This window comes from Amycolatopsis sp. NPDC049688, from assembly GCF_040674975.1.
Lineage (GTDB): Bacteria > Actinomycetota > Actinomycetes > Mycobacteriales > Pseudonocardiaceae > Amycolatopsis.
The window spans coordinates 488,625-512,183 of record NZ_JBFANY010000003.1; the positions used below are offsets into that span (position 1 = coordinate 488,625).

Sequence of the window (23,559 nt, forward strand, 5' to 3'; positions counted from 1 at the left end):
CCTCAGTGGACACCGGGAAGGCCGCTCCGCCGCGCGGGGCGGCCTTCACCCGTTCGCGGGCCCGGTGCTGCCGCGGGTGATCAGCCGCGGCCGGGACGCGCACACGTCGCTCACCCGCTCCCCGGCCAGCACGTCGTGCAGGACGGCGGCGGCGAGCGCGCCGAGCTCGGCCAGCGGGCGCCGGATCGCGGTGAGCGCGGGGCGCACCAGCCGGCACAGCGGGGTGTCGTCCCACGAGACGATCGAAAGGTCGCGGGGCACCGCGAGGCCGAGCTCGCGCGCGGCGGCGAGCGCGGCCACCGCGAGGTCGTCGGTGTCGCACAGCAGCGCGGTCGGCCGGGGCCGCGCGGCCAGCACCCGCCGGATCGCGTCGGCCGAGGGTTCCGGGTGGACGGTGCCCGGGTGCGGGAGCCCGGTCGCCGCCGTCGTGAAGGCCCGCTTCCGGGCCGCGGGGTCGGCGAACGCCGCCGCGCCCGCGATGCGGACGACCCGCCGGTGCCCCAGCGCGGCGAGGTACTCCAGCGCCTCGAGCGCGCCGGTGACGTCGTCCACCAGCACCGACGGGACGCCCGGCACCCCGCCCGGGCCGCCGAGCACCACCGCCGGCAGGCCGATCCGCACCAGTTCCGCCGCGCACCCCGGCTCGGTGAGCAGCACGCCGTCGACCTTGCGCTCGGCCCGCCAGCGGCGGTAGATGGCCAGCGCGGCGTCGCGGCCGGCGGCGACCTGCAGCAGCAGCTCGCCCTCGAACCCGTCGAGCAGGGCCGGCACGAACGCCTCCAGGGACCGGTCGAGGACCAGGCCGGTCGCCCCGGTGCGGCCGCCGGACAGCGCCCGGGCGGTGCTGCTGGGTGCCCAGCCGAGCTCGCGGGCGATCTCGGTGATCCGCTGCCGGGTGGCCTCGGAGACGCCGGGGCGGCCGTTGAGGGCGTAGGACACCGCGCCCTTGGAGACGCCGGCCTCCCGCGCGATGTCGGTGATCGTCGGACGCTTCATCGCACCCCTTCGTTGCACCACAAGAGCCGCGGCCCGCGGACCGTGTCCGCCCGGACACCGGCCGTCGCCGACCTTGACACCCGCCACCTCGGGAAACAAGACTCGATCCGGGAGCGCTCCCAGCCAACGGAGGCCGGGAGCGGGCCGCGACCGGGGAGCACGCGCGCATGAGGCAGATCCGAAGACAGCTGGCGTTCGCCACCGCCGCCGTCCTGCTCGTCCTGACCGGCGGGTGCGGGCCGGACACGCCGGACCGCATCACGCTCACCATCGCGACGTTCGGGGAGTTCGGCTACGACGACCTCATCCCCGGCTACGAGTTCACCCACCCCGGGCTGACCATCCGTCAGGTCCGGACCGAACAGGGCGGGCCGTACCACCAGGACCTGCTGGACAAGCTGCAGAAGGGCGGCGAGCTCGCCGACGTCCAGGCGGTCGAGGAAGGCCACCTGGCCGACGTGCTCGCGCAGTCGGCGAAGTTCGCCGACCTGGCCAAGGTCGGGCCGCCCGACGTGAAACCCGGCCGGTGGCTGGAGTGGAAGTACGAGGCAGGCCGCAGCAAGGACGGCAAGCTCGTCGGCTACGGCACCGACATCGGCCCGCTGGCCATGTGCTACCGCAAGGACCTGCTCGAGAACGCCGGCCTGCCCACCGACCCGGGCTCGGTGAAGACGATGTTCGCGAGCTGGGAAAGCTTCTTCGCGGCCGGCGAGAAGTACGTCAAACGCTCGCACGGCAAGGCCTGGTTCGACTCCGCGGCCCAGGTCTTCAACGCCAAGGTCAACCAGCTCCCGGTCGGCTACCTCGACCGCGAGGACCGTTCGACGCTGGAGACGAACACCGCGCTGCGGGACGCCTGGAACCAGGTCACCGCCGCGGTGCAGCAGGGGCAGTCGGCCGGTCTCACCGCCTTCGCCGCCGACGGCAACAACGGGCTGCGGACCGGCGCCTTCGCGACGAAGGTCTGTCCCTCGTGGATGCTCGGCGTCATCGAGCAGCAGGCCGGGGTCGGCAACGCGGGCAAGTGGGCGCTCACCGACGCCTTCCCGGACGGCGGCGGCAACTGGGGCGGGTCCTTCCTCACCGTGCCGGCCTCGAGCCCGCACCAGAAGGAGGCGGCCGCGCTCGCCGCCTGGCTGACCGCGCCGGAGCAGCAGCTGCACGCGTTCCGGGTGAGCGGCAACTTCCCCAGCCAGGTCGACGCCTTCACCTCCCCGGACCTGCTCAGCGAGATGAACGGCTACTTCGGCGGGGCGCTGAGCGGCCAGGTCTTCGTCGCGCAGGCGCGCAAGGTCGGGAAGCCGCAGTACAAGGGCCCGGGCGACGGCAAGATCCAGGAGACGGTGATCGCCCCGGCGCTCCAGTCGGTCGAGCAGGGCGCCGATCCGGCCGCGGTCTGGCAGCAGGTGCTGATCGGGGTGCACCGGCTCGTCCCCTGAGCGGCGGAAACCCGCTGGCCGCCGCCCGGCGGACCGGGCAGGGTGGCCACCATGACGACCACTCCCCTGCCGGCACCGTGGCAGGACTTCGCGGTGCGCCCGCCCACGCCCGACGACCACCTGCCCGTCCTCGCGCTGCTGGACGGGTGGTGGGGCGGCCTCGGCGGGGAAGAAGGCTCCCGTCAGCGGGCCCTGCTGCTGCCGAAGCTGATGTTCCAGCACTTCACCGACAGCAGTTCCCTGGTGACCTCGGGCGACCGGATCGTCGCGTTCCTGATCGGGTTCCTCTCGCCGGCGCGCCCGGCCGAGAGCTACATCCACTTCGTCGGGGTCGATCCCGCCGAGCGCGGGCGCGGGCTGGGCGCCGCGCTGTACGAGCGCTTCTTCGCCTACAGCCGCGCGCACGGGCGCTCGGTGGTACGGGCGATCACGTCGCCGGTGAACAAGGGTTCGCACGCGTTCCACACCCGGATGGGGTTCGTCACCGAACCAGGGCCGAAGGAGTTCGAGGGGGTGCCGGTCCAGCCCGACTACGACGGGCCGGGCCTGGACCGGCTCAGCTTCCGCAAGGACCTCGGCTGAAGAGCGCCGCGGGACCCGGCCGGGGTCACCGTCGACGGCAGGCCGGGTCCCGCGGTCCCGCCCGGCCGGTCAGGCGGCCGGGCGGGACAGCGGCGAGCGGGCCCGGCGGGACGGGCCGCGGTCGCCGGGGTGGAGACCGGGCCGGACGGCGGCTGCGCGGCACCGCCCGGCCCGGAGCCGGTTTACTGCACCGCCGGGTAGGCGTTCTGGACCAGTTCCTCGAACTGGGCCTCGAACCACTTGCCCGACAGCGGGGCGTTCGGCAGGGCGCCGGTCAGGTTGCCGCCGTTGGCCTGCTGGCTGCCGTGGAAGGTCGGGTCGCACATCGGGTCCGCGCCCTTGCCTTCGTCGTTCGGGATCTGCGCGCTCGCGCCGTCGGACTCACCCGGCGGCTTGATCCAGACGTAGGCGTCGAAGTGCGCCGCGGGGGACGCCGTGGGCCGCACGCCCAGCCCCGCCCCGCTCTGGTTGCACCAGTTGCCGCGGTGCAGCCGCCGGTCGATCCGGCCCGAGTTCACGTACGAGTCCACAGTGGACCCCGACGCCCCGCTGGGCCGGGCCGCGCCGCCCCAGCCGTTGCGCGAGGTGTCGATCAGCATGCCGATCCCGCTGGGCAGGCCCGCCGAGACGAACGCGTTGTACATCGCCGTGGCGAAGGGCACCTCGGCGAAGTACGGGTTCCACTGGTAGAAGGTCGCCGACTTCAGCTGCTGGCCGCCGACGGTCAGGTTCGGGTCCGGCAGGTTCGGCTCGGTCAGCGGCGTGTAGTTGGCCGTGTCGCTGATGAAGCCGTCGATGCTGTTCACGCCGGCCGTGGTGCCCTGCAGCGTCTGCTTGACCAGGTTGACGAACGGACCGAAGTTGCTGTCCCAGCCCAGCCACGCCGAGTGCGCGATGTCCAGGTAGTTGTAGACGTTGGAGATCGCGTGCAGCTTGTTCAGCGCGTACTGGATGCCCTGCGTGTACACGCCGGTGGACTGCGCTTCCGCGCAGGTCGCCATCGAGGTGTTCGTGATGAGGTTGGGCAGCGAGTCCGGCTCGACGATCGCCACGATCCGCAGCGGCGCGTACTTCGGGTCGGCCATGATCGAGGCGATCGGGTCGATGTACTCGCTCTTGTAGCGGGCCAGGCCGTTCTGGGCGGCCTTCAGCTCACCGTTGGACGCCAGCGCCGCGCAGTCGCGGTTGGGCAGGTCGTAGACGACGACCTGGATCGTCACCGGGGTGCCGCCGCTCGCCTGGGCCAGCGCCGCGTCGAGGTGCCCGCGCAGGCCCCGCGAGTCCGTGGTGCCGGCGATCGCGGCGATCCGGTCCAGCCAGACCGCGGTCGAGGTGTTGGCCACCTTGGCCATCTGGGCACCCAGGGTGCCGCCCTTGGCCGCGGCCGCCGCGCTCACCTCGCCCGACCAGTCCGGGTTCACGTACCCCTTGGCCCCGGCGTACGGGTTGTCCACGTGGGTCCCCGGCTGCGGCGTCGTGGTGACCGTCGTCGGGGTGGTGGGCGTGGTCGGGGTCGTCGGCGTGGTCGGGGTCGTGGGGGTCGTCGGCGTGGTCGGCGTCGTCGAGGTCCCGCCCGGCGTGCCGTCGCAGTGGGCACCGTTGAGCGAGAACGACGTCGGGATGTCGTTGGTGCCCGAGTACGAGCCGTTGAAGCCGAAGCTGGCCGTGGCGTTGTTGCCCAGGTTCCCGCCCCACGACGGGTTCTTCGCGCTCACGTGCTTGCCGCTCTGGCTGAACGTGGCGCTCCAGCCCTGCTGCACCTGCTGGTTGCCGCCGAAGTCCCATTCGACGTTCCAGGAGGAGACGGAGTCGCCCAGGTTGGTCACGGCGACGTTCGCGGTGAAGCCGGTGTCCCACTGGTTGACCGTGTAGGTGACCTTGCAGCCGGTGGCGGCGCCCGCCGGACTGCCCCCGGCCACCAGCAATCCGGCGGTCATCGCCGCCGCCGTCACCGAGGACGCCACGGCGAACCGTGACTTCCTCTTCGCGGACCAGAATTCACTCTTCATCGAGTGCGCTCCTTAGTTCTTCGGTGGGTGGGTCAGGTGGGTCAGGTGGTGCAGGCGGTCGCGCCGACGGCGAAGCCGCCCGGTGCGCCGGTCGAAGGGCCGGTGGCCTGGATGCCGATCGACACGGACGCGCCGCCGGCCAGGTCGGGTGCCCACGTGGGGGCCTTGGCGCTCGCCTGCTGCCCGGTCTGCGACACCGTGGCGTTCCAGCCGCCGGTGATCTGCGTGCCGGACGGCACGGTCCAGCCGAGCGCCCAGTTCTTCAGCGCCGACGACCCGGTGTTCTTCAGCGTCACGGTGGCGATGAACCCGCCCTGCCACGTGTTGTCGACGTGGTAGGTGACCGCGCAGCTCGCCGCGGGCTGCGGGTCGCCGCCCGGGTTGCCGCCGGAGCCGACCGGCGGGATCAGGTACGGCTGCAGGATCGCTTGCTTGGTCTGGTTGACCGTGGTCCAGTCGTCGTTGAGGATGCCGCCGGTGTCCCCGGAGTTCGGGTTCCACGACCAGTACGTGAAGCTCATCCCGGACGGTCCGGTGCCCGCGTACTTCATCAGTTCCTGCAGCCAGACCTTGTCGCGCGGGTCGGCGAGCGTCGAGCCGAACTCACCCAGGAGCACCGGGGCGATGTTCTGCTTCTGCAGGTAGCCGAAGAAGTGGTCCCACAGGGCCGGCAGGTTCGCCGGGAACGCCGGGTCGGAGAACCACGTCTGGGCGAACACCGACGTCGCGTACTCGTGCGCCGAGTACACCAGCTTGTCCGGCTTGGACAGCCGCACCGGGAACTGCTTCGCGCCGGAGAGGTTGCCGCCCCACCAGCCGCACTGCGGGTCACCGGTGCCGCTGACGCAGTCCACGCCCTCGACCACGATCAGCCAGTCCGGGTTCGCCGCGAGGACGGCGTTGCCGGCCCGTTCGGCGGCGAGCCGCCAGTCGGTCGCGGTGTCGCCGCAGCCCCAGCACGCTCCCCCGCCACCCTGGATGGAGTGCGGTTCGTTGTGCAGGTCCGCGCCGATCACCGTCGGGTTGCCCTTGTAGTGCTGGGCCAGCATCGTCCAGTCGGAGATCCAGCGGCTTTCGGAGTACGCGGCGGTGTACCAGAGCGGGGACTGCGCGCCGGAGTCCGGCCGGTGCCGGTCCAGCAGCACGCGCATGCCCTTGACCCCGGCGTACGCGACGATCTTGTCGAGCACCTGCAGCCCGGTCAGGCCCTGCAGGTCCGGGTTCTGCACCTGGTCGATGCTGACCGGCTTCGAACCGCTGTCGAACAGCTGGTTCGAGTACGGCAGCCGCAGCGTGTTGTACCCCAGCCCGGCCATCTGGTCGAGCATGTCCTTGTAGTTGCGGCTCCACAGGCCGTGCGGCGAGTAGTTGGCCGTCTCGGCGCCGAACCAGTTGATCCCGGTCATCCGGACCGGCGCGCCGGTCGAGTCGACCAGCTGGGAGCCGCTGGCGTGCCAGAACCCGGTGCCCGTGCCGGCCGCCGCGGTGGTCCGAAGGGCCGCGGCGGCCGGGGACGCCGTGAGAACGGCGCCCCCGACCAGTGCGGCGACCACCAGTGAGAGCAGTCGCTTCATCAAGAACCTTTCAGCCGAACAGGGCGACGTGCGCGGCGAACGCCGTGGCGATCTCCGACTGGGCCCAGAACCGGTGGTAGGTGAACGTCGGTGCGGCGCCACCGTCCAGGTAGGACTGGACCTTCGGCCACTGCGGGTCGCTCTTGTAGAACGAGCGGATCGACAGGAACGTGGAGTTCGCGTTGATCGGGTCGCCGTTCGGCATCGTGCCGGTCCAGCCCGAGGGCACGTACAGCCCCTGGTCCGTGGTGGCGTTGTACTTGTCGTCGAACCGGTCGTAGTCCGACCGGGTCTCCGGCACCGCGATGCCCTTGCTGTCGGCGTTCGCCGTCAGCGCGTTGAGCAGCTGCTCCCCGACCGTCTTCGCCTGGGCGTTGCTCGACCCCGACGCGTAGTACAGCAGCGTCTTGGCCAGCGAAGCCGCGACACCCACGTCCTGGCTGAAGTTCTTCACCGTGACGTGCAGGCCGGTGTTCGCACCCGGGCTGGTGGCGTTCCAGGTGTCCGGCGCGCCGCTCCAGGTCAGGTCGGACGGGATCTGGAAGCTGCCGCCCGCGCCGACCGTGGTGTTGGCGATGGCCCACGGAACCCACTTGTCGAGGATCTTCTTCGCCCGGGCGTCACCGGTCGCCTGGTAGTACTCGGCGATCCGCTCCATGCCCCAGGTCTGGAAGCCGAACCACTGGTTGCTCGGCGGGTCGTGCCAGACCGGCTGGTAGTCGTAGAACATCCCGTAGAACGTCGGCGTGCCCGCCGGCGGGGTGCCGTACTGGCCGTCCCAGCTGTTGGTCGCGCCGCCGGCGAGACCGCCTTCGGAGGACTGCAGCCACTGCAGGAACTCCAGCTGCCGGTTGAGGCTGGTCGCCCAGTCCTGGGAGCCGGTCGCCGAGGTGACCTTCAGGCCCGGGTCGGTGGACAACGCGTAGGCGGCCAGCGGGTTCTGGTAGCCCTGGTGCGCCGCGCCGTCACCGATCCGCCACGCCCAGGCGCTGGAGGAGTCCATCGAACCGCCCCAGGCGTAGTACCACGAGATCAGGTAGTGCTCGCTGTCCTTGCCGGTGCCGGCCGCACAGCTCGACGCGCCGACGCAGTTGCCGATCTTCTTGAAGTACTTGTCGAACAGCGAATACCGGAGGTAGTCGCCCATCTTCGACGCCTTCTTCACCACCGCCGAGACGTCGGCGCTCTTGCCCTGCGCGGCCGCCCACTTCTCGGCCTGGAAGGCCACCTGCACGGCGCGGGCGTCCGCGTCGGGCGCGTCGGTGTACTTCCACTGCTTGGCGTAGGACGAGTCGCCGGTGAACAGGTCGAGGTAGCCGTTCTTGCCGCCGAACTTCAACAGGTCGCAGCTGGGCTGGGTGACCGTCTCCCACACCGACTCCTGCGAGCCGCGCTGGAAGGTGTTGATGAACGCCGGCGCGGTGTTCGTGCCGTCCTCGCAGTGCCCGAACTTGTAGATGTTGTCCACGTCGAGCAGCCAGTGCATGCCGTAGACGTCCGGGGAGCCGTAGGCCGCCTTGAGCTCGGCCGCGATCGGGTCGGACCCGACCGAGACGTTGCTCTGCAGCTGCGACGGGTAGGACTTCGGGCTCGGGTACTCGGCCGCGTAGGTGGCGGGCTTGCTCGCGTTGTAGCCGCTGTTGCCCGGCTGGTCCGCCGCCGACGGGATCGCGTACGTCTCGATCGACGTCCACGCCTGGTTGAACGGGGCCCAGTCACCGGTCACCCGGCCGTACGCCGCTTCGAGCCAGAGGTAGTAGCTGAACGCCTCCGACGTCGTCTCGTGGCCGTGGTCCGGTGCCTCGACGATCAGCGTCTCGATCGAGTGGTAGGGCACCAGGATGTTCCCGAACTTGCGGAAGTAGCCGTTGTTCGGGTCCTTGATCTTGTTGTACTGGGTGAGGAACGCGAGCTGGTAGTCCGAAGTGGACGACGAGATCTCGTTGACCGTCACGGTGGCCGCGGTGTAGCCGCTGCTGCTCGCGGTGAAGGTCGCGCTGCCCAGGTCTCCGCCGTTGTCGGCGCTGGTCACCGTGACGTTCTGCGGGGTGTTCCAGTTCGTCGTCGAGAAGGTGAGGCTCGCCGGGCTCGCCGTGAGGTCGGTGCTGCCGGCCGTCCGCGCGACGGCGACGGTGACCGGGGCCGTCGGGGCGCCGGCGAGGCTGACCGCGAACGTCGTCGTCCCGCCCTGCTTGACCTGCGCGGTCGCCGGGGAGGCGACGATCGTCGGCCCGGAGAGGACCTTCACGCTGACCGGGCTCGACGTCGTGCTCGCGTTCTTGTTGTCGTAGGCCTTCGCCGTGATCGAGTAGGTCCCGGCCGGGACGTTGCCCCAGTTGCCCTCGAACGGCGCCGCCGTGTCGGTGGCCAGCAGCGTGTCACCGGCGTAGAACTCGACCTTGCTCACCGTGCCGTCGCTGTCGGCGGCGGTCGCGGCCAGCGGGATCGTCGCCGGGGCGTAGTACGTGCCGGTTGAACTCGGCGAGGTCAGGGTGACCGTCGGTGCCTTGTTCGCGCCGGTGCACGAGGTGCCGTTCACCGAGAAGTCGGTGGGCGGGCGGTTGGCCGAGCCCTTCGAGCCGTTGAACCCGAACGACGTGCTGGCCCCGGTGTCGAGGTGGCCGTTGTAGGACATGTTCGTGGCGGTGACCGCGGCGCCGGACTGGGCGAACGTGGCGCTCCAGCCCTGCTGGACCTTCTGGCCGTCGAGGAACGTCCAGCCGACCTTCCAGCTGTCGAGCGGGGCGCCGTCGTTGCGCAGCGAGACGTTGGCGGTGAACCCGGTGTCCCAGTCGTTGGTGGTGTAGGTGACCGAACAGGCGATGTCGGCGCCGAGCGCCGGTGGTGGGGCGACCACCGCACCCGTGACCGCCAGCACGGCCGAGGCCAGTGCCAGCGCACGGGCGCGCTTTCGAGGGGAGGAACGCATGGCTGCGGAACTCCTTTGTCCGTAGGGAGCCAGCGATCTGGGAGCGCTTCCAGGCGCAGACGGTAGCCAGCCGGAAACCTGGATGTAAAGAATCGAGTCAGAAGGACACCGCGGGCCCGGACGTCACACTTGCGCGCCGGGCGAACTCCGGCCCGCTGAACGCTCCTGAACAGCCCCCATCGATCGTCGGCTTGTCACCCGGTCGGCCCAGCGAAGCGGTGACGCTGCGTTCAGTGAAACGTTATTTAGCGCCAAACGTGTACACCTGGACGCGAAGGCTCCCACCGAGCGGGCAACGTCGACTCGCCGAGCACACGGGGAGTTGAGCGGGACGGGGCAAGCGGACCCGCGCCCAGGTGGACGACACGCGTGTCCGGATGGACGACACGCGTGATCGGAGGGACGACACGCGTGATGGGCGGGTCGACACGGCGGTCAGCTGGAGGCGCGGACCGCCAGGGAGACCGGGAGGACGTGCTGGCGCGGCTTGAGGTCCTGGTCGTCGAGCAGCCGCAGCAGGATCTCGACCATCGCGTGGACCTGCTCGCGGGGGTCCTGGTGGACCGAGGTCAGGGGCGGGTCCATGGCCGGGGCGAGGGTGGCGTTGTCGTCGAAGCTGACCACCGCGACGTCGTCCGGGATGCGGCGGCCGGCCGCGTCGAGGGTGCGCAGGGCGCCCACCGCCATCATGTCGCTGGCGACGAACACCGCGTCGAGGTCCGGGTGCTTGGCCAGCAGCGCGGACATCGCGTTCGCGCCGCCGGCCAGCGTGAAGTCGGCCTCTTCGGCCAGTTCGGCGGGGTCGAGGCCGGCGTCGAGCAGGGTCTTGCGCCAGCCGGCCAGCCGGTCGATCGGGGCGCTCTGGTCCTGCGGGCCGGCGATCGTGGCGATCCGCCGCCGCCCGGCCGCGACCAGGTGCTGGACCGCCAGCCGGGCGCCGCCCTCGTTGTCGAAGTCGACGACGTGGACGCCCCGGCGAATGCCGGCCGCCTGGCCGCCGAACACGATCGGGATGCGCAGCAGCCGCAGGGCCTTGGGCAGCGGGTCGGCGCGGTGCGGGGCGAAGACGAGCGCCCCGTCGACGTGCCCGCCCTCCAGGAACCGCACGGTCTTGCTCAGGTCCTCGCGCGTGTCGCTGAAGATGAGCACCATCTGGCGGCCGACGTCGGCGAGCTCGCGGTAGCCGGCGCGCATGACCGCGGTGCGGTAGGGGTCGTCGAGCAGCCGGGCCTCCGGCTCGGACAGCACCACGGCGATCGCGCCGGTGCGGCGGGTGACCAGCGACCGCGCCGCCTGGTTCGGGGAATAGCCCAGGTCACGGGCGGCGGCGAGCACCTTCTCGCGCGCCGCCGCACTGACGTACGCGTCGTCGTTCAGCGCCCGCGACGCCGTCGACCGCGAAACGCCGGCGAACGCCGCGACGTCCTCCAGTGTCGGCCGTTCTTCATCCCCTGCTCGAGGCCCCACGGCACCGCCCTCGCTCACCACAACCACCCGGACCGACTCAGCTTAACGTTCACGCAAGGCGAGCGTCCGGGAGCGCTCCTCGCAGGAAACACTCCGGTTACGACCTCTTGACACCGGTGAACGCCCCCAGCAGACTCTGCCACACCTGGGAGCGCTCCCAGATCGGCTCCCAGCAGTGAGAGCGCTCATTCCCGTCAACAAGGTGGTTGGACACGTGAGAACGATCCGGAACGGCCTGGTCCTGGCACTGGGCATCACGATGACGGCGCTCGGCGCCACGGCCTGCAACGGGGGCGGTGGTGACCAGCAGACCCCGGCCGCGGCGGCGCCGAACGAGCACGTCGAACTGACGCTGTCGACGTTCAACGAGTTCGGCTACGAGGGCCTCATCCCGGAGTACGAGCGGCTGCACCCCAACATCAAGATCACGCCCCGCAAGGTCGGCCAGGGTGGCCCCTACCACCAGGACCTCATCACGAAGCTGGCCGCGGGTTCCGGACTCGCCGACGTCGCGGCGGTCGAAGAGGGGCACCTCTCCGACGTCCTCGACAAGGGCTCGAAGTTCAACGACCTGAGCAAGATCGGCCCGGCCGACGCCTCCCCCGACCGCTGGCTGAGCTGGAAGTACGACGCCGCCAAGACCAAGGACGGCAAGGTCATCGGCTACGGGACCGACATCGGCCCGCTCGCCATGTGCTACCGCAAGGACCTGTTCAAGGCCGCCGGCCTGCCGGACGACCCCGAAGCCGTCAAGCCGCTGTTCGCCACCTGGGACAGCTACTTCCAGGCCGGCGCCGACTACGTGAAGAACTCCGGCGGCAAGGCCTGGTTCGACTCGGCCGCGCAGAACTTCAACGCCATGGTCAACCAGCTCCCCGAGGGCTACATCAGCACCGACGACAAGCTCGCGGTCGAGACCAACCAGGGCATCAAGGACGCCTGGACCAAGGTGACCGACGCGGTCGCCAAGGGCGAATCGGCCAAGCTCACCGCGTTCAGCAACGAGTGGAACACCGGCTTCAAGCAGGGCGCGTTCGCCACGAAGGTGTGCCCGGCGTGGATGCTCGGCGTGATCAAGGAGCAGGCCGGCCCGGAGAACGCGAACAAGTGGGCCGTCACCGCGGCCTTCCCCGGCGGCGGCGGCAACTGGGGTGGCTCGTACCTCACCGTGCCGACGCAGTCGAAGCACCCGAAGGAGGCCGCCGAGCTGGCCGCGTGGCTGACCGCCCCGGAGCAGCAGATCAAGGCGTTCCAGGCCAAGGGCACCTTCCCCAGCCAGGTCAAGGCGCTTTCGGACCCGGCGCTGCTGAGCTACACCGACGCCTACTTCGGCGGCGTGAAGGCCGGCGAGCTGTTCGCCGAGCAGGCCAAGAAGGTCCAGAAGCCGCAGTACAAGGGCCCCGGTGACGGCCAGATCCAGGAAAACGCGTCGAGCCCGGCCCTGCAGGCGGTCGAACAGGGCAAGTCGGCGGCGGACGGCTGGAACCAGATGGTCGACGCCGCGAAGAAGATCACGCGCTGAACCGATGACCGTCCTCGACAAGGTCGCGCCAGAAGGGAGTAAGGCCGGGGAGCGAGTGTCTCCCCGGCCCACCTTCCGTCACCGGTTGAGCCGGTGGGACGTCAAGGTTTCGCCGTACCTGTACGTCGCGCCGTTCTTCATCGTGTTCGGGATCGTCGGCCTGTTCCCGCTGCTCTACACCGCGTACGTCTCGCTGTTCAAGTGGAAGGCCGGGAGCGACGACCCCGACTTCATCGGGTTCGACAACTACAAGGAGCTGTTCGGCGACGGGCAGTTCTGGAACGCGCTGACCAACACGGTCAGCATCTTCCTGCTCTCCAGCGTCCCGCAGATCATCATCGCGGTGCTGCTGGCGGCCCTGCTCGGCGCCCGGCTGCGCGGGGCGACCGGCTGGCGCATCGGCATCCTGCTGCCGTACGCGGCCAGCCTGGTCGCGATCGGCATCATCTTCGCCAACCTGTTCGGCCCGAAGTACGGGCTGGTCAACGGCGTGCTGCAGACCATCGGGCTGGACCCGGTCGACTGGCAGGCCAGCCGGTTCGGCAGCCACGTCGCGATCGCGATCATGGTGAACTGGCGCTGGACCGGGTACAACGCCCTGATCGTGCTGGCGGCCATGCAGGCCATTCCCAAGGAACTGCACGAGGCGGCGCTGATCGACGGGGCGGGCACGTGGCGCCGGTTCTTCAACGTCACGCTGCCGCTGCTGCGGCCGACGCTGATCTTCGTCACCATCACCTCGACGATCGGCGGCCTGCAGATCTTCACCGAGCCCAAGCTGTTCGACGCCATGCCGGGGTCCAACAACGGCGGCTCGAGCAACCAGTTCCAGACCGTGACGCTCTACCTGTACCAATCCGCGTTCGAGAACTACAACCTGGGCTACGCCTCGGCGATCGCCTGGGTGCTGTTCGTGATCATCGTGCTCATCGCGCTGGTGAACTTCTTCCTCACCGGCCGGCTCGCCCGTACTCCGGCGGTGAAGAAGAAATGACGACCCTGCAGACCGGGCTGCGCAGAAGCGTGGCCACGCTGGGCAAGCCGCGCAAGGCGACCTACGTCGTGCTGGCGATCTTCGTGCTCGGCTCGCTGTTCCCGTTCTACTGGTCGTTCCTGGTGGCCAGCCGCGACAACGGGATGCTGAGCGAACGCATCCCGCCGTTCATCCCCGGCGGGAACTTCTTCGCGAACGCCCAGCGGGTGTTCGACACGGTGCCGTTCTGGAAGGCGCTGGGCAACAGCGTCATCGTGTCCGGCACGGTCACCCTCACCACCGTGCTGTTCTCGTCGCTGGCCGGGTTCGCCTTCGCCAAGCTGCGGTTCCGCGGCCGGAACGGGCTGTTCGTGTTCATCGTCGTCACGCTGGCCGTGCCGACCCAGCTCGGCATCATCCCCCTGTTCATCGCGATGTCGGAGCTGGGCTGGGCCGGGCACCTCGAGTCGGTGATCGTGCCCAACCTGGTCACCGCGTTCGGGGTGTTCTGGATGCGGCAGTACACAGTGGACGCTCTGCCGTACGAGCTCATCGAGGCCGCGCGCGTCGACGGCTGCAGCATGATCCGGATCTTCTGGAACGTCTGCCTGCCCGCCGTGCGCCCGGCCGCGGCGATCCTCGCGATGTTCACGTTCATGATGTCGTGGAACGACTTCCTGTGGCCGCTCGTCGTGCTGGACGCCGGCAACCCCACCGTCCAGGTGGCCCTGGAAAAGCTGCAGAGCGGCTACTACGTCGACTACTCGCTCGTCCTGGCCGGCACGACCCTGGCCACCATCCCCATCCTCATCGTCTTCGTCCTCCTCGGCCGCCAGATCGTGGCCGGGATCATGCAAGGTGCCGTGAAAGGGTGAACATGTCCGTAGAACCCGACAGCGTTCGGGCGACCGAGGTCCGGGAAGACGCCGCGCTGATGTTCCCGCCCGGCTTCGTCTGGGGTGCCGCCACCGCGGCGTTCCAGGTCGAAGGGGCCACGACGGCCGACGGGCGCACCGACTCGGTCTGGGACGTCTTCGCCCGCCGTCCGGGCGCGGTCCGCGGCGGCGACAACGGCGAACCGGCCGCCGACCACTACCGGCGGTATTCCGAAGACGTCGGCCTGATGCGCCGGCTCAACCTCGGTGCCTACCGCTTCTCGCTGGCGTGGCCGCGGGTGCGGCCGGACGGCGGTGCGCCCAACGCCGCCGGGCTCGCCTTCTACGACCGGCTGGTCGACTGCCTGCTCGAGTCCGGGGTCCAGCCGTGGGCGACCCTCTACCACTGGGACCTCCCGCAGACGCTGGAGGAGCAGGGCGGCTGGGCGAACCGGGACACCGCGTACCGGTTCGCCGAGTACGCCGAGACCGTGCTGGAGCGGCTGGGCGACCGGGTCGCCAGCTGGTCGACGCTCAACGAGCCCTGGTGCGCGGCCATGCTCGGCTACGCGGGCGGCATCCACGCCCCCGGCCGCACCGACCACCCCGCGGCCGTCGCCGCCACGCACCACCTGCTGCTGGGCCACGGGCTGGCGATGGACATCATCCGACGGCACGCCCCGGGCACCCAGGCCGGCATCACGCTGAACCTGTACCCGGTGGCCCCGCACGACCCGGCGAACGTGGCCGACGTGGCCGCGGCCCGGCGGATCGACGGCCTGCAGAACCGGCTGTTCCTCGACCCGGTGCTGCGCGGCGGTTACCCCGACGACCTGGTCGCCGACCTCGAGCCGTTCGGGCTCGGCTCGGTCGTGCGCGACGAAGACGCCGCCGTCATCGCCGCCCACGTCGACTGGCTCGGCGTGAACTACTACCGCGACTACCGCGTCGCGGGCCGCCCGGTGCCGGGCAGCGAGCCGGCGGGCCCGGAGTGGCCCGGCGCCGCCGACGTGCACTTCGTCCCGGACCCGGCGGCGCCGCGCACCGACTCCGGCTGGGAGGTCCAGCCGGCCGGGCTGACCGAGTCGCTGCTGCAGGTGCACCGCGGCTACCGGCCGGTGCCGCTGTACATCACGGAGAACGGCGCGGCCTACCCCGACGTCGTCGGCGACGGCGGCGACATCGTCGACACCGACCGCGTCGCGTTCCTGGACTCCCACCTGCGGGCGTGCCACGACGCCATCCAGGCCGGCGTCGACCTGCGCGGCTACTTCTACTGGTCGCTGCTGGACAACTTCGAGTGGGCCGAGGGGTACGCGAAGCGGTTCGGCCTGGTCCACGTCGACTACGAGACCCAGCGGCGGACGCCGAAGCAGAGTGCGCACTGGTACTCCCGGGTGATCGGCCTCAACGGGCTGGGCTGAGGGGGAAGTTCGTGGCGGGCACCGGCGCGGGTGCCCGCCACGGCCCTCCGGGGGCGTGCATTCCGGGAGTGTGGTTGCCAGACTGGCCGGTATGGGACTGCGCAGCGAAGCTTGGTTCGACAACCCCGCCGACCCCGGGATGACCGCGCTCTACCTCGAGCGGTACATGAACTGGGGGATCACCCGCGAAGAGCTGCAGTCCGGCAAACCGGTCATCGGGATCGCGCAGACCGGCTCGGACCTCACCCCGTGCAACCGCCACCACCTGCAGCTGGCCGACCGGACGCGGGAAGGGATCCGCGAGGCGGGCGGGATCGCGATCGAGTTCCCCGTCCACCCGATCCAGGAGACGGGCAAGCGCCCGACCGCCGCGCTGGACCGCAACCTCGCCTACCTGGGCCTGGTCGAGACGCTCTACGGGTACCCCATCGACGGCGTCGTGCTCACCACCGGCTGCGACAAGACGACGCCGGCGTGCCTGATGGCCGCCGCGACCGTCGACCTCCCGGCGATCGTGCTGTCCGGTGGCCCGATGCTCAACGGCTGGTTCAACGGCGAGCGCACCGGCTCCGGCACGATCATCTGGAAGGCGCGGGAGCTGCTCGCCGCGGGCGAGATCGACGACGCCGGGTTCATGGAGCTCGTCGCGTCGTCCGCGCCGTCGCCGGGGCACTGCAACACGATGGGCACCGCGTCCACGATGAACGCGCTCGCCGAGGCCCTCGGGATGAGCCTGCCCGGCTGCGCGGCCATCCCGGCGCCGCACCGCGACCGGGCGCGGATGGCCTACCGGACCGGGCTGCGGATCGTCGAGATGGTCCGCGAGGACCTCAAGCCGTCGGACATCCTGACGCGCGAGGCGTTCGAGAACGCCATCGTGGTGAGCTCCGCGATCGGCGGCTCCACCAACGCCCCCATCCACGTCGGCGCCATCGCCCGGCACATCGGCGTCGACCTGCCCCTGGACGACTGGCAGCGGCTCGGCCACGCCGTCCCGCTGCTGGTCGACCTGCAGCCCGCGGGCAAGTACCTCGGCGAGGAGTTCCACCGCGCCGGCGGGGTCCCCGCCGTCGTGCACGAGCTGATGCGGCACGGGCTGGTCCACGAGGACGCTCGCACGGTCAACGGCCGCACGCTCGGCGACAACTGCCGCGACGCCGAAGCCGGCGACCGGGACGTCATCCGGACCTTCGACACCGCCCTCACCCCCGACGCCGGGTTCCTGGTGCTCAAGGGCAACCTCTTCGAGGCGGCGATCATGAAGTCGAGCGTCATCTCGCCGGAATTCCGGCAGCGGTACCTGGCCGGCGGTGTCTACGAAGGCACCGCGGTCGTGTTCGACGGCCCCGAGGACTACCACGCCCGCATCGACGAGGAGGACCTCGGCGTGGACGAGCACTCGCTGCTGGTCATGCGCGGCACCGGCCCGCTCGGCTACCCGGGCTCGGCGGAGGTGGTCAACATGCGGCCGCCGGCGGAGCTGATCAAGCGGGGCGTGCACGAGCTGCCCTGCCTCGGCGACGGCCGCCAGTCGGGCACCTCCGGGTCGCCGTCGATCCTCAACGCCTCCCCCGAAGCCGCGGCCGGCGGCGGGCTCGCCGTGCTGCGCACCGGCGACCGGGTGCGGATCGACCTGCGGGCCGGCACCGCCGACGTCCTCATCTCCGACGAGGAGCTGGCGCTGCGGCACCAGGAGCTGGCCGAGGCCGGCGGCTACCCGGTGCCGGAATCGCAGACGCCGTGGCAGGAGATCCAGCGGTCGATGGTCGACCAGCTGTGCGACGGCATGGTGCTGCGCCCGGCGGTGGCGTACCAGCGCATCGCGGCGACGAAGGGAATTCCGCGCGACAACCACTGAGTTTGCCGCTTCGGAAGCGGGGAAAACGGGTATCCAGCCCGGTAGCCGAGGCGAGGAGGTCCCCCATGCTCCCGGATCGTGAACGCCACGCCCTGCGGGAAATCGAGGCGGAGCTGACAGCGAGCGATCCCGCGTTCGCCGCCGCCTTCAGTGGCCCGAAGCTGCGCGCGCCGAGGCGGTGGAACCTGCTGCTGGTGCTCTGCGACATCACGGCGGTGGTGATGCTCGTGGTCGGCCTCTTCGCCAGGGACGCCGCGCTCGTGCTCTGGGGCACGGTGAGCGCGGGAGCGCTCGTGGCCTGGCACATCGCCCGCGCCGAGTCGACCCGCGAGTCCACTGAGGACGATGCGGCGACGGCCGGGTCCGCCTGACCCCCCACACGCCGACGGCCGCCCGCGTGCCCGCGGGCGGCCGTCTCGTACGCCGTCGGCTCAGTCGTAGGACAGCGCCTCGACGAGCTCGCCGGCGGTCGGGTTCGACAGCGCCCGGGCCACGTCGGCCTGTGCGACGATGCCGACCAGGTCGTGCCCGTCGATCACCGGCAGCCGGCGGACGCGGTGCTCGGACATCGTCCGCAGGATCTCCTGGGCGTCGTCGTCCGCGCCGATCGTCACGACCTCGCCCTGGGCCAGCTCGCCGACGTGGACCGCGCGCGGGTCCTTGCCCTCGGCCAGCACCTTCACCACGATGTCACGGTCGGTGATCATGCCCTTCAGGCGGTTGTCTTCACCGCAGATCGGCAGGGCACCGACACCCTTCTGCGCCATGGTGACCGCGGCGTCGTGCACGGTGTCCGACTCGCGGGCGCAGGTCGCGTCCGACGTCATGATGTCGCGTGCGGTGGTCATCGTGAACTCCTTCCTGTCGTGCCGTTGTCTTCCGGCTACCCGGGTACGGCAGGTTTACCCGCGGGCCGGCCGGGGAATTTCCCGGCACATGCCGGATTCCCGCGGCGCCGAGCCGCCGGACACCACCGACCTCGCACGCCTGCGGTCGGCGGCGTCCGGCTGCACCGGGTGCCCCCTGTACCAGGACGCCACGCAGACCGTGTTCGGCGAAGGGCCGACCGGGGCGAAGGTCCTCGTCGTCGGCGAGCAGCCGGGCGACAAGGAGGACCTCGCGGGCGAACCGTTCGTCGGGCCCGCCGGGAAGCTGCTGGACCGCGCCTTCGAGGAAGCCGGGATCGACCGGCAGTCGCTGTACGTCACCAACGCGGTCAAGCACTTCAAGTTCAAGCGCGACGAGCGCGGGAAACGCCGGATCCACCAGAAGCCGGGCCGCACCGAGGTGGTCGCCTGCCGCCCGTGGCTGCTGGCCGAGCTGCGCGCGGTGCGCCCCGATCTGGTGCTGCTGCTGGGCGCGACGGCCGCGCAGTCGTTGCTGGGCCCGAAGTTCCGGCTCACCGCCCACCGCGGGGAGCCGGTGGAAGCGCCGGCGGACGTGGCCGAGCTGGTGCCGTCGGCGGTGGCGACGGTCCACCCGTCGGCCGTGCTGCGGGCCCCGGACCGCGACGACGCCTACGCGGCCTTCGTCGCCGACCTGAAGGCCGCGGGCAAGCTGCTCAAGTGAGGTCCTTCAGGGCCGCTTCGGCCGAGGCGGCGTGCTCGTCCAGATCCCGCCAGGGGTCTTCCTTGCGCGCCAGCCGGCGCTTCTCCTTCGCCGGGGACCACCCGTCCGGGTCGGCGCCGCCCAGCTCCCGCCAGTCCAGCGGCGTCGCGGCCGCCGCGCCCGGGCGGGCCCGCAGCGAGTAGGGGGCGACGAACGTCTGGGCGTACCCGTTGCGGTTGGCGTCCAGGAAGATCCGGTCGCCGCGCTTCTCCTTGCGCTGGGCCGTCGTCAGCCGTTCCGGGTCGTCCTCGGCGACCCGCTCGGCGAGGACGCGGGCGAGCTCCAGCACGGTTTCGGTGTCCGATTTCGCGTCGAGCGGCGCGAGCACGTGGAAGCCGCGGCCGCCGGTGGCCTGGACGAACGCCGTCAGGCCCGCGCGTTCGTAGTGGTCGCGGATGCGCCGGGCGACCGCGCGCAGCTCGGCGACCGGGGTGCCGTCCGGCGGGTCGAGGTCGAGCACCAGCCGGTCGGGCCGCTCCGGTGCGTCCACTGTGGACAACCAGACGTGGAATTCCAGGGTGCCCTGGTTCACCAGGTATTCGAGCGTTCCGGCGTCTTCGCACAGCACGTACTCGTCCGTGCCGCCGTCGCGGCGGGGCACGCGCTCGGTCCGGATCGAGTCCGGGAAGTGCTCCCCCGGGTGCTTCTGGAACCAGCCTTGCTTCCCGATGCCGTCGGGGTAGCGCCGCAGGGTCAGCGGACGGCCGCGCAGGTGGGGCACCATGACGTCGGCCACCGCCCGGTAGTACTCGGCGACGTCGCCCTTGGTCAGGCCGTCCTCGGGGTAGAACACCTTGTCCGGGTGGGAAATCTTCACGCGCGCTCCCGTACGACGTCCGCCGCTTTCTTGTCCTCGCGCAGCCCGGCGAACCGCGGGTGCCGCAGCCGCCCGTCGCGCGTCCACTCCGAAAAGCCGATCTGCGCCACCAGCTCCGGCCGCACCCAGTGCGCGCCGGGCTCCTTGACCGGCGCGGCGAACGGCGACCGCGCGGTCTCCCGCTCCTTCAGCTGCGCGTGCAGCGACGTCAGCAGCCTCTCGTCGAAGCCGGTGCCGACCTTGCCGGCGTACTTGAGCCCGCCGTCCTCGTGGTAGCCCAGCAGGAGCGCGCCGAAGCCGTGGCGGGCGCCCTGCGGGTCGGTGAAGCCGCCGATGACGAGCTCCTGGCCCTGCGCGCACTTGAACTTCAGCCAGTCGGGTGAGCGCCCGTGGTGGTACGGCGCGTCCGCCCGCTTGGCGATGACGCCTTCCCAGCCGCGCCGGCACGCTTCCGCGTAGAACTTCTCGCCCTCGGTGTTGCGGTGCGCGGACAGCCGCAGCGGGTCGGCGAAGTCGAAGGCGTCCCGCAGCAACGCCTTCCGCTGCCGCAGCGGCAGGCCGGTCGTGTCGTGGCCGTCGTAGTACAGCAGGTCGAACAGGTAGTAGTAGACCTTGACCCCGGTCGCGCGGGCGCGCTCCGGGTCGGAGACGTGGATCCGCGGCTGCAGGGCGGCGAAGCTCGTGGTGGGCCCGTCGAACGCCACGATCTCGCCGTCCGCGACGAACCGCGGGCCACCCTGGTCCGCGAGCGCCTCGACGAGTTCCGGGTAGGCGTTGTCCATCACCTTGTGGTTACGCGAGAAGAGCGTCGGCCGGCCGGAGTCGCGCACGCAGATCGCGCGGACGCCGTCCAGCTTGCGTTCGAAGATCCAGCCCGCGTCGGAGAACCGGCGATCGGTGAGCGTGGCCAGGGTCGGCTCGCGCCAGCCCGGGGCGCTCACGACGCCTTCAGCGCCTTTTCGAGCTCGGCGCGCGTCATCTTGGACCGCCCCTTCACGCCCTGCTCGCGGGCCAGCTTGTCCAGATCGGACTTCGACAGCTCGGACAACTCGGGCTGCTTCGGCTGCTTCGCGGCCTTCTTCTTCGGTTCCTTGCCGCCGCTCTTGCGGTTCTTGACACTGCGCGACAGCGCCTCGAACAGGTCGACGACGTCGGCGGAAGGCTCCGGCTCCTCCTCGTGGGCGATCTCCTTGCCCGCTTCCTTCGCCTTGATCAGCTCTTCGACGCGTTTCGAGTACTCGTCGCGGTAGTCCTCGGGCTTCCACGGCGCGGTCATCTCGTCGACCAGGGCGAGCGCCATGTCGAGCTCCTTCGGCCGCGGCTTCGGCAGCTCCGGCAGCTTGCCCATGACGTCCTTCGGCTTCCGCAGGTCGGCGACGAAGTGCAGCGTGTTGAGCACCATGACGTCCTCGCCGGCGCGGACGGCGGCGAGGTATTCCTTGCCGCGCAGCACGAACTTCGCGACACCGGCCTTCTCGCTGCGGTCCATCGCCTGCAGCAGCAGGCCGTACGCCTTGGCGAAGTCCTCCTTCGCCGGCTTGAGCCAGTACGTCTTGTCGAAGAACCACGGGTCGATCTCGTCGAGCTCGACGAACTGCTCGATGTCGATCCGGCGGGACCGCTCGGGCGCGATCTCGTCCAGCTCGTCCGGTTCGACGAGCACGTGGTCGCCGCCGCCGAGGTCGTAGCCCTTGACGATCTCGTCCTGGGTGACCTCCTCGCCGGTCCGCTCGTTGACGCGGCGGTTGCGGATCCGGTCCGACGTCCCGCGTTCGAACTGGTGGAAGTGGATCGTGTGGTCCGCCACCGCCGGGTACAGCTCCACCGGCACGGTGACCAGTCCCAGGCTCAGCGCGCCGCTCCACACCGGTCGGGCCATGTCGTCCTCCCGCCTGCGTCAGGCGACGTCGCTGGCGCGGGTGCCGCTGCGGTGCAGCCCCAGCATCTCCAGCAGCCGCGCGCAGTCCTCGGGGTCCTTGGCCCGCGCGGCGACGGCCCGGGCCGCCTTGCGCCGCAGGCGCACCTGGTCGGGCGAATCCCCGCCGTCGAGCAGGAGGTCCGCCACCGGCCGCAGGTCGTTGCGCTTGTCTCGCATGTTCGCTCCCCTCCGGATCTCCGGGACAGTTCGCGGGCGGGTTACCCCGGATCACCTCACGCGACACAGGTGTCACCGAAGGAGGCACCGGAGACGCCCCACACTAGGCCGAACGAGTGAATCTGCCGGGCTCTCGGCCCGGACGCGGGCAAGGTGGTGAGACCCACGTCACACAGGAGGCCGGATGGGCACCCAGCTCCGCATCAGCCGCGAAGACGGGTCACTGCCCTGCGAGGTGTGCGGCTTCCCGACGATGCACGTGGCCAAGGTCGTCGCCGACGACGGCACCGTGCTCGGCCGCACCCTCGTCTGCACGACGTGCCAGCGCAGCAAGCACCAGCCGGAGCCGCCCGCCGCGGAGGTGCCCCCAGACGAGGTGGCCGCCGGCTAGCGCTCACGACGTCGTCGCCGCCACCACCGTCACGAACTCCGCCGCCACCTCGTGCAGCTTCCGGTTGCCGTCCTGGGAGCGCTTCACCAGCCGCTGGAACGCTTCCTCCGCCGTGATCCGGTGCGCGGCCATCAGGATGCCCTTGGCCTGGTCGATCACCGCCCGCGTCTCCAGCGCCCGGTTGAGCTGGTCGACCAGCTCGCGGGCCGCGAAGTACCGCCGGGCGCTGCGCAGGCCGATCACCACGGTCGCGGTGTACAGCTCCAGGATCTTGGTGCCCAGCTCGCTGAACCCGTGCTCGCCGAAGCCGAACAGGTTGACCGCGCCCGACATGTCCTCGTCCACCGTCAGCGGCGCGGCGAGGAAGCTGGCCACGCCGAGCTGTTCGGCCGCCGACACGAACTGCGGCCACAGGTCCCCCACCGCGCCGACGCCGACCCGGACCGGCTGCCCGGTCTCGGCCGCGCGCAGGCACGGCCCGTCCCCGATCCGGTACTGCTCGCGGTCGAAGTTCACCGCCCGCTGGTCGGTGCTGGCCACCGTCTCCGGCACCCCGTCGCGCACCAGGGTGATGCTCGCCATGTCGGCTCCCGGCACCACCTGCACGGCGTGGTCGCACACCGCCTGCAGCATCTGGCCGAGATCGAGTTCGCTGTCCAGCATCGCGGTCAGCGACCCCATCGCGAGCGTGACTTCGTCCAGCCGTGCGGTGAGCCGCTCATCGCCGCCCGTCATCCTGGTGACGCCCCTTCTTCTTTCCTCAGGGCGCTGGTGGACCAGGGAGGACCCGGGCGCGCGCCACTAGTGGGCCGCTAGCGCTTTAACGGGTCCAGCGCGAGATTACTGCATCCCGGCGAGCCCGGGCACGAGCGGTCACCGCCGTGGCGTGCCACGCGCCCGTTCGGAGCAACGACGGTTGCGGGCCGTGCACGCGCAGCTAGGCTCGGTGGACGGTTCAACCAGCAGCCGCCTCGATCTCCCCCGGAGCGCGGCGCCGCGG

Annotated in this window: 21 protein-coding genes; 10 read left to right on the top strand and 11 right to left on the bottom strand. The window is 70.9% G+C overall.

Annotated features, from left to right (window positions below):
* Positions 1 to 45 precede the first annotated feature (45 nt).
* Positions 46 to 996 (bottom strand): LacI family DNA-binding transcriptional regulator, encoded by a 951-nt coding sequence (locus AB0J55_RS13255; protein WP_364247104.1) that lies wholly within the window; start codon positions 994 to 996, stop codon positions 46 to 48.
* A 167-nt stretch (positions 997 to 1,163) separates the two neighbouring features.
* Here AB0J55_RS13255 and AB0J55_RS13260 point away from each other — a divergent pair, with 167 nt between their 5' ends.
* Both AB0J55_RS13260 and AB0J55_RS13265 read left to right on the top strand, forming a co-directional pair.
* Positions 1,164 to 2,435, top strand: coding sequence for an ABC transporter substrate-binding protein (locus tag AB0J55_RS13260; protein WP_364247106.1), 1,272 nt, complete (start codon positions 1,164 to 1,166; stop codon positions 2,433 to 2,435).
* A 51-nt stretch (positions 2,436 to 2,486) separates the two neighbouring features.
* Positions 2,487 to 3,017, top strand: coding sequence for a GNAT family N-acetyltransferase (locus AB0J55_RS13265; protein ID WP_364247108.1), 531 nt, complete (start codon positions 2,487 to 2,489; stop codon positions 3,015 to 3,017).
* A gap of 182 nt (positions 3,018 to 3,199) precedes the next feature.
* Here the strand turns inward: AB0J55_RS13265 and AB0J55_RS13270 are convergent, their stop codons facing one another.
* The 4 genes from AB0J55_RS13270 to AB0J55_RS13285 all read right to left on the bottom strand — a co-directional run bounded on the left by AB0J55_RS13270 (position 3,200) and on the right by AB0J55_RS13285 (position 10,960).
* Positions 3,200 to 5,026: a glycoside hydrolase family 6 protein gene (locus AB0J55_RS13270; protein WP_364247110.1), complete on the bottom strand. Its 1,827-nt coding sequence runs from the start codon at positions 5,024 to 5,026 to the stop codon at positions 3,200 to 3,202.
* Positions 5,027 to 5,067: 41 nt separating this feature from the next.
* Positions 5,068 to 6,600: a cellulase family glycosylhydrolase gene (locus tag AB0J55_RS13275; protein ID WP_364247112.1), complete on the bottom strand. Its 1,533-nt coding sequence runs from the start codon at positions 6,598 to 6,600 to the stop codon at positions 5,068 to 5,070.
* A 10-nt stretch (positions 6,601 to 6,610) separates the two neighbouring features.
* Positions 6,611 to 9,529, bottom strand: a complete 2,919-nt coding sequence (locus AB0J55_RS13280) for a glycoside hydrolase family 48 protein (protein WP_364247115.1) — start codon at positions 9,527 to 9,529, stop codon at positions 6,611 to 6,613.
* A 435-nt stretch (positions 9,530 to 9,964) separates the two neighbouring features.
* Positions 9,965 to 10,960, bottom strand: a complete 996-nt coding sequence (locus AB0J55_RS13285) for a LacI family DNA-binding transcriptional regulator (protein WP_364248179.1) — start codon at positions 10,958 to 10,960, stop codon at positions 9,965 to 9,967.
* A 250-nt stretch (positions 10,961 to 11,210) separates the two neighbouring features.
* Here AB0J55_RS13285 and AB0J55_RS13290 point away from each other — a divergent pair, with 250 nt between their 5' ends.
* The 6 genes from AB0J55_RS13290 to AB0J55_RS13315 all read left to right on the top strand — a co-directional run bounded on the left by AB0J55_RS13290 (position 11,211) and on the right by AB0J55_RS13315 (position 18,019).
* On the top strand, positions 11,211 to 12,518 hold the full coding sequence (locus tag AB0J55_RS13290) for an extracellular solute-binding protein (RefSeq protein WP_364247117.1): 1,308 nt from the start codon (positions 11,211 to 11,213) through the stop codon (positions 12,516 to 12,518).
* Between the two features lie 4 nt (positions 12,519 to 12,522).
* The gene (locus AB0J55_RS13295) at positions 12,523 to 13,512 is read left to right on the top strand and encodes a sugar ABC transporter permease (RefSeq protein WP_364247119.1); all 990 of its coding nucleotides are present in this window, start codon (positions 12,523 to 12,525) and stop codon (positions 13,510 to 13,512) included.
* Positions 13,509 to 14,366: a carbohydrate ABC transporter permease gene (locus tag AB0J55_RS13300; RefSeq protein WP_364247121.1), complete on the top strand. Its 858-nt coding sequence runs from the start codon at positions 13,509 to 13,511 to the stop codon at positions 14,364 to 14,366. The genes AB0J55_RS13295 and AB0J55_RS13300 overlap by 4 nt, the downstream gene beginning before the upstream one ends.
* Before the next feature lie 2 nt (positions 14,367 to 14,368).
* On the top strand, positions 14,369 to 15,790 hold the full coding sequence (locus AB0J55_RS13305) for a GH1 family beta-glucosidase (RefSeq protein ID WP_364247124.1): 1,422 nt from the start codon (positions 14,369 to 14,371) through the stop codon (positions 15,788 to 15,790).
* A 91-nt stretch (positions 15,791 to 15,881) separates the two neighbouring features.
* A complete protein-coding gene (locus AB0J55_RS13310) occupies positions 15,882 to 17,648 on the top strand; it encodes an IlvD/Edd family dehydratase (RefSeq protein ID WP_364247127.1) in 1,767 nt (588 codons plus the stop codon).
* 65 nt (positions 17,649 to 17,713) lie between these two features.
* On the top strand, positions 17,714 to 18,019 hold the full coding sequence (locus AB0J55_RS13315; RefSeq protein WP_364247129.1) for a DUF3040 domain-containing protein: 306 nt from the start codon (positions 17,714 to 17,716) through the stop codon (positions 18,017 to 18,019).
* Positions 18,020 to 18,079: 60 nt separating this feature from the next.
* Here AB0J55_RS13315 and AB0J55_RS13320 read toward each other — a convergent pair whose 3' ends face one another.
* Positions 18,080 to 18,496, bottom strand: coding sequence for a CBS domain-containing protein (locus tag AB0J55_RS13320; protein ID WP_364247132.1), 417 nt, complete (start codon positions 18,494 to 18,496; stop codon positions 18,080 to 18,082).
* Positions 18,497 to 18,584: 88 nt separating this feature from the next.
* Between AB0J55_RS13320 and AB0J55_RS13325 the strand changes: the two genes are divergently transcribed.
* Positions 18,585 to 19,217: a UdgX family uracil-DNA binding protein gene (locus tag AB0J55_RS13325; RefSeq protein ID WP_364247135.1), complete on the top strand. Its 633-nt coding sequence runs from the start codon at positions 18,585 to 18,587 to the stop codon at positions 19,215 to 19,217.
* Here AB0J55_RS13325 and ligD (AB0J55_RS13330) read toward each other — a convergent pair.
* Genes ligD (AB0J55_RS13330) through AB0J55_RS13345 form a run of 4 tightly spaced genes read right to left on the bottom strand, consistent with a single transcriptional unit; the run spans position 19,210 to position 22,168 of the window.
* Positions 19,210 to 20,073, bottom strand: coding sequence for a non-homologous end-joining DNA ligase (ligD, locus tag AB0J55_RS13330; RefSeq protein WP_364247137.1), 864 nt, complete (start codon positions 20,071 to 20,073; stop codon positions 19,210 to 19,212). The genes AB0J55_RS13325 and ligD (AB0J55_RS13330) overlap by 8 nt on opposite strands.
* Positions 20,070 to 21,014 (bottom strand): non-homologous end-joining DNA ligase, encoded by a 945-nt coding sequence (gene ligD / locus AB0J55_RS13335; RefSeq protein ID WP_364247139.1) that lies wholly within the window; start codon positions 21,012 to 21,014, stop codon positions 20,070 to 20,072. Before ligD (AB0J55_RS13335) ends, ligD (AB0J55_RS13330) begins: the two co-directional genes overlap by 4 nt.
* Positions 21,011 to 21,952, bottom strand: a complete 942-nt coding sequence (locus AB0J55_RS13340) for a Ku protein (RefSeq protein ID WP_364247142.1) — start codon at positions 21,950 to 21,952, stop codon at positions 21,011 to 21,013. Before AB0J55_RS13340 ends, ligD (AB0J55_RS13335) begins: the two co-directional genes overlap by 4 nt.
* A gap of 18 nt (positions 21,953 to 21,970) precedes the next feature.
* The gene (locus AB0J55_RS13345; protein ID WP_364247145.1) at positions 21,971 to 22,168 is read right to left on the bottom strand and encodes a hypothetical protein; all 198 of its coding nucleotides are present in this window, start codon (positions 22,166 to 22,168) and stop codon (positions 21,971 to 21,973) included.
* Positions 22,169 to 22,352: 184 nt separating this feature from the next.
* Here AB0J55_RS13345 and AB0J55_RS13350 point away from each other — a divergent pair, with 184 nt between their 5' ends.
* On the top strand, positions 22,353 to 22,559 hold the full coding sequence (locus tag AB0J55_RS13350; protein ID WP_364247148.1) for a hypothetical protein: 207 nt from the start codon (positions 22,353 to 22,355) through the stop codon (positions 22,557 to 22,559).
* A gap of 3 nt (positions 22,560 to 22,562) precedes the next feature.
* Here AB0J55_RS13350 and AB0J55_RS13355 read toward each other — a convergent pair whose 3' ends face one another.
* On the bottom strand, positions 22,563 to 23,294 hold the full coding sequence (locus AB0J55_RS13355) for a GAF and ANTAR domain-containing protein (protein ID WP_364247151.1): 732 nt from the start codon (positions 23,292 to 23,294) through the stop codon (positions 22,563 to 22,565).
* Positions 23,295 to 23,559 lie beyond the last annotated feature (265 nt).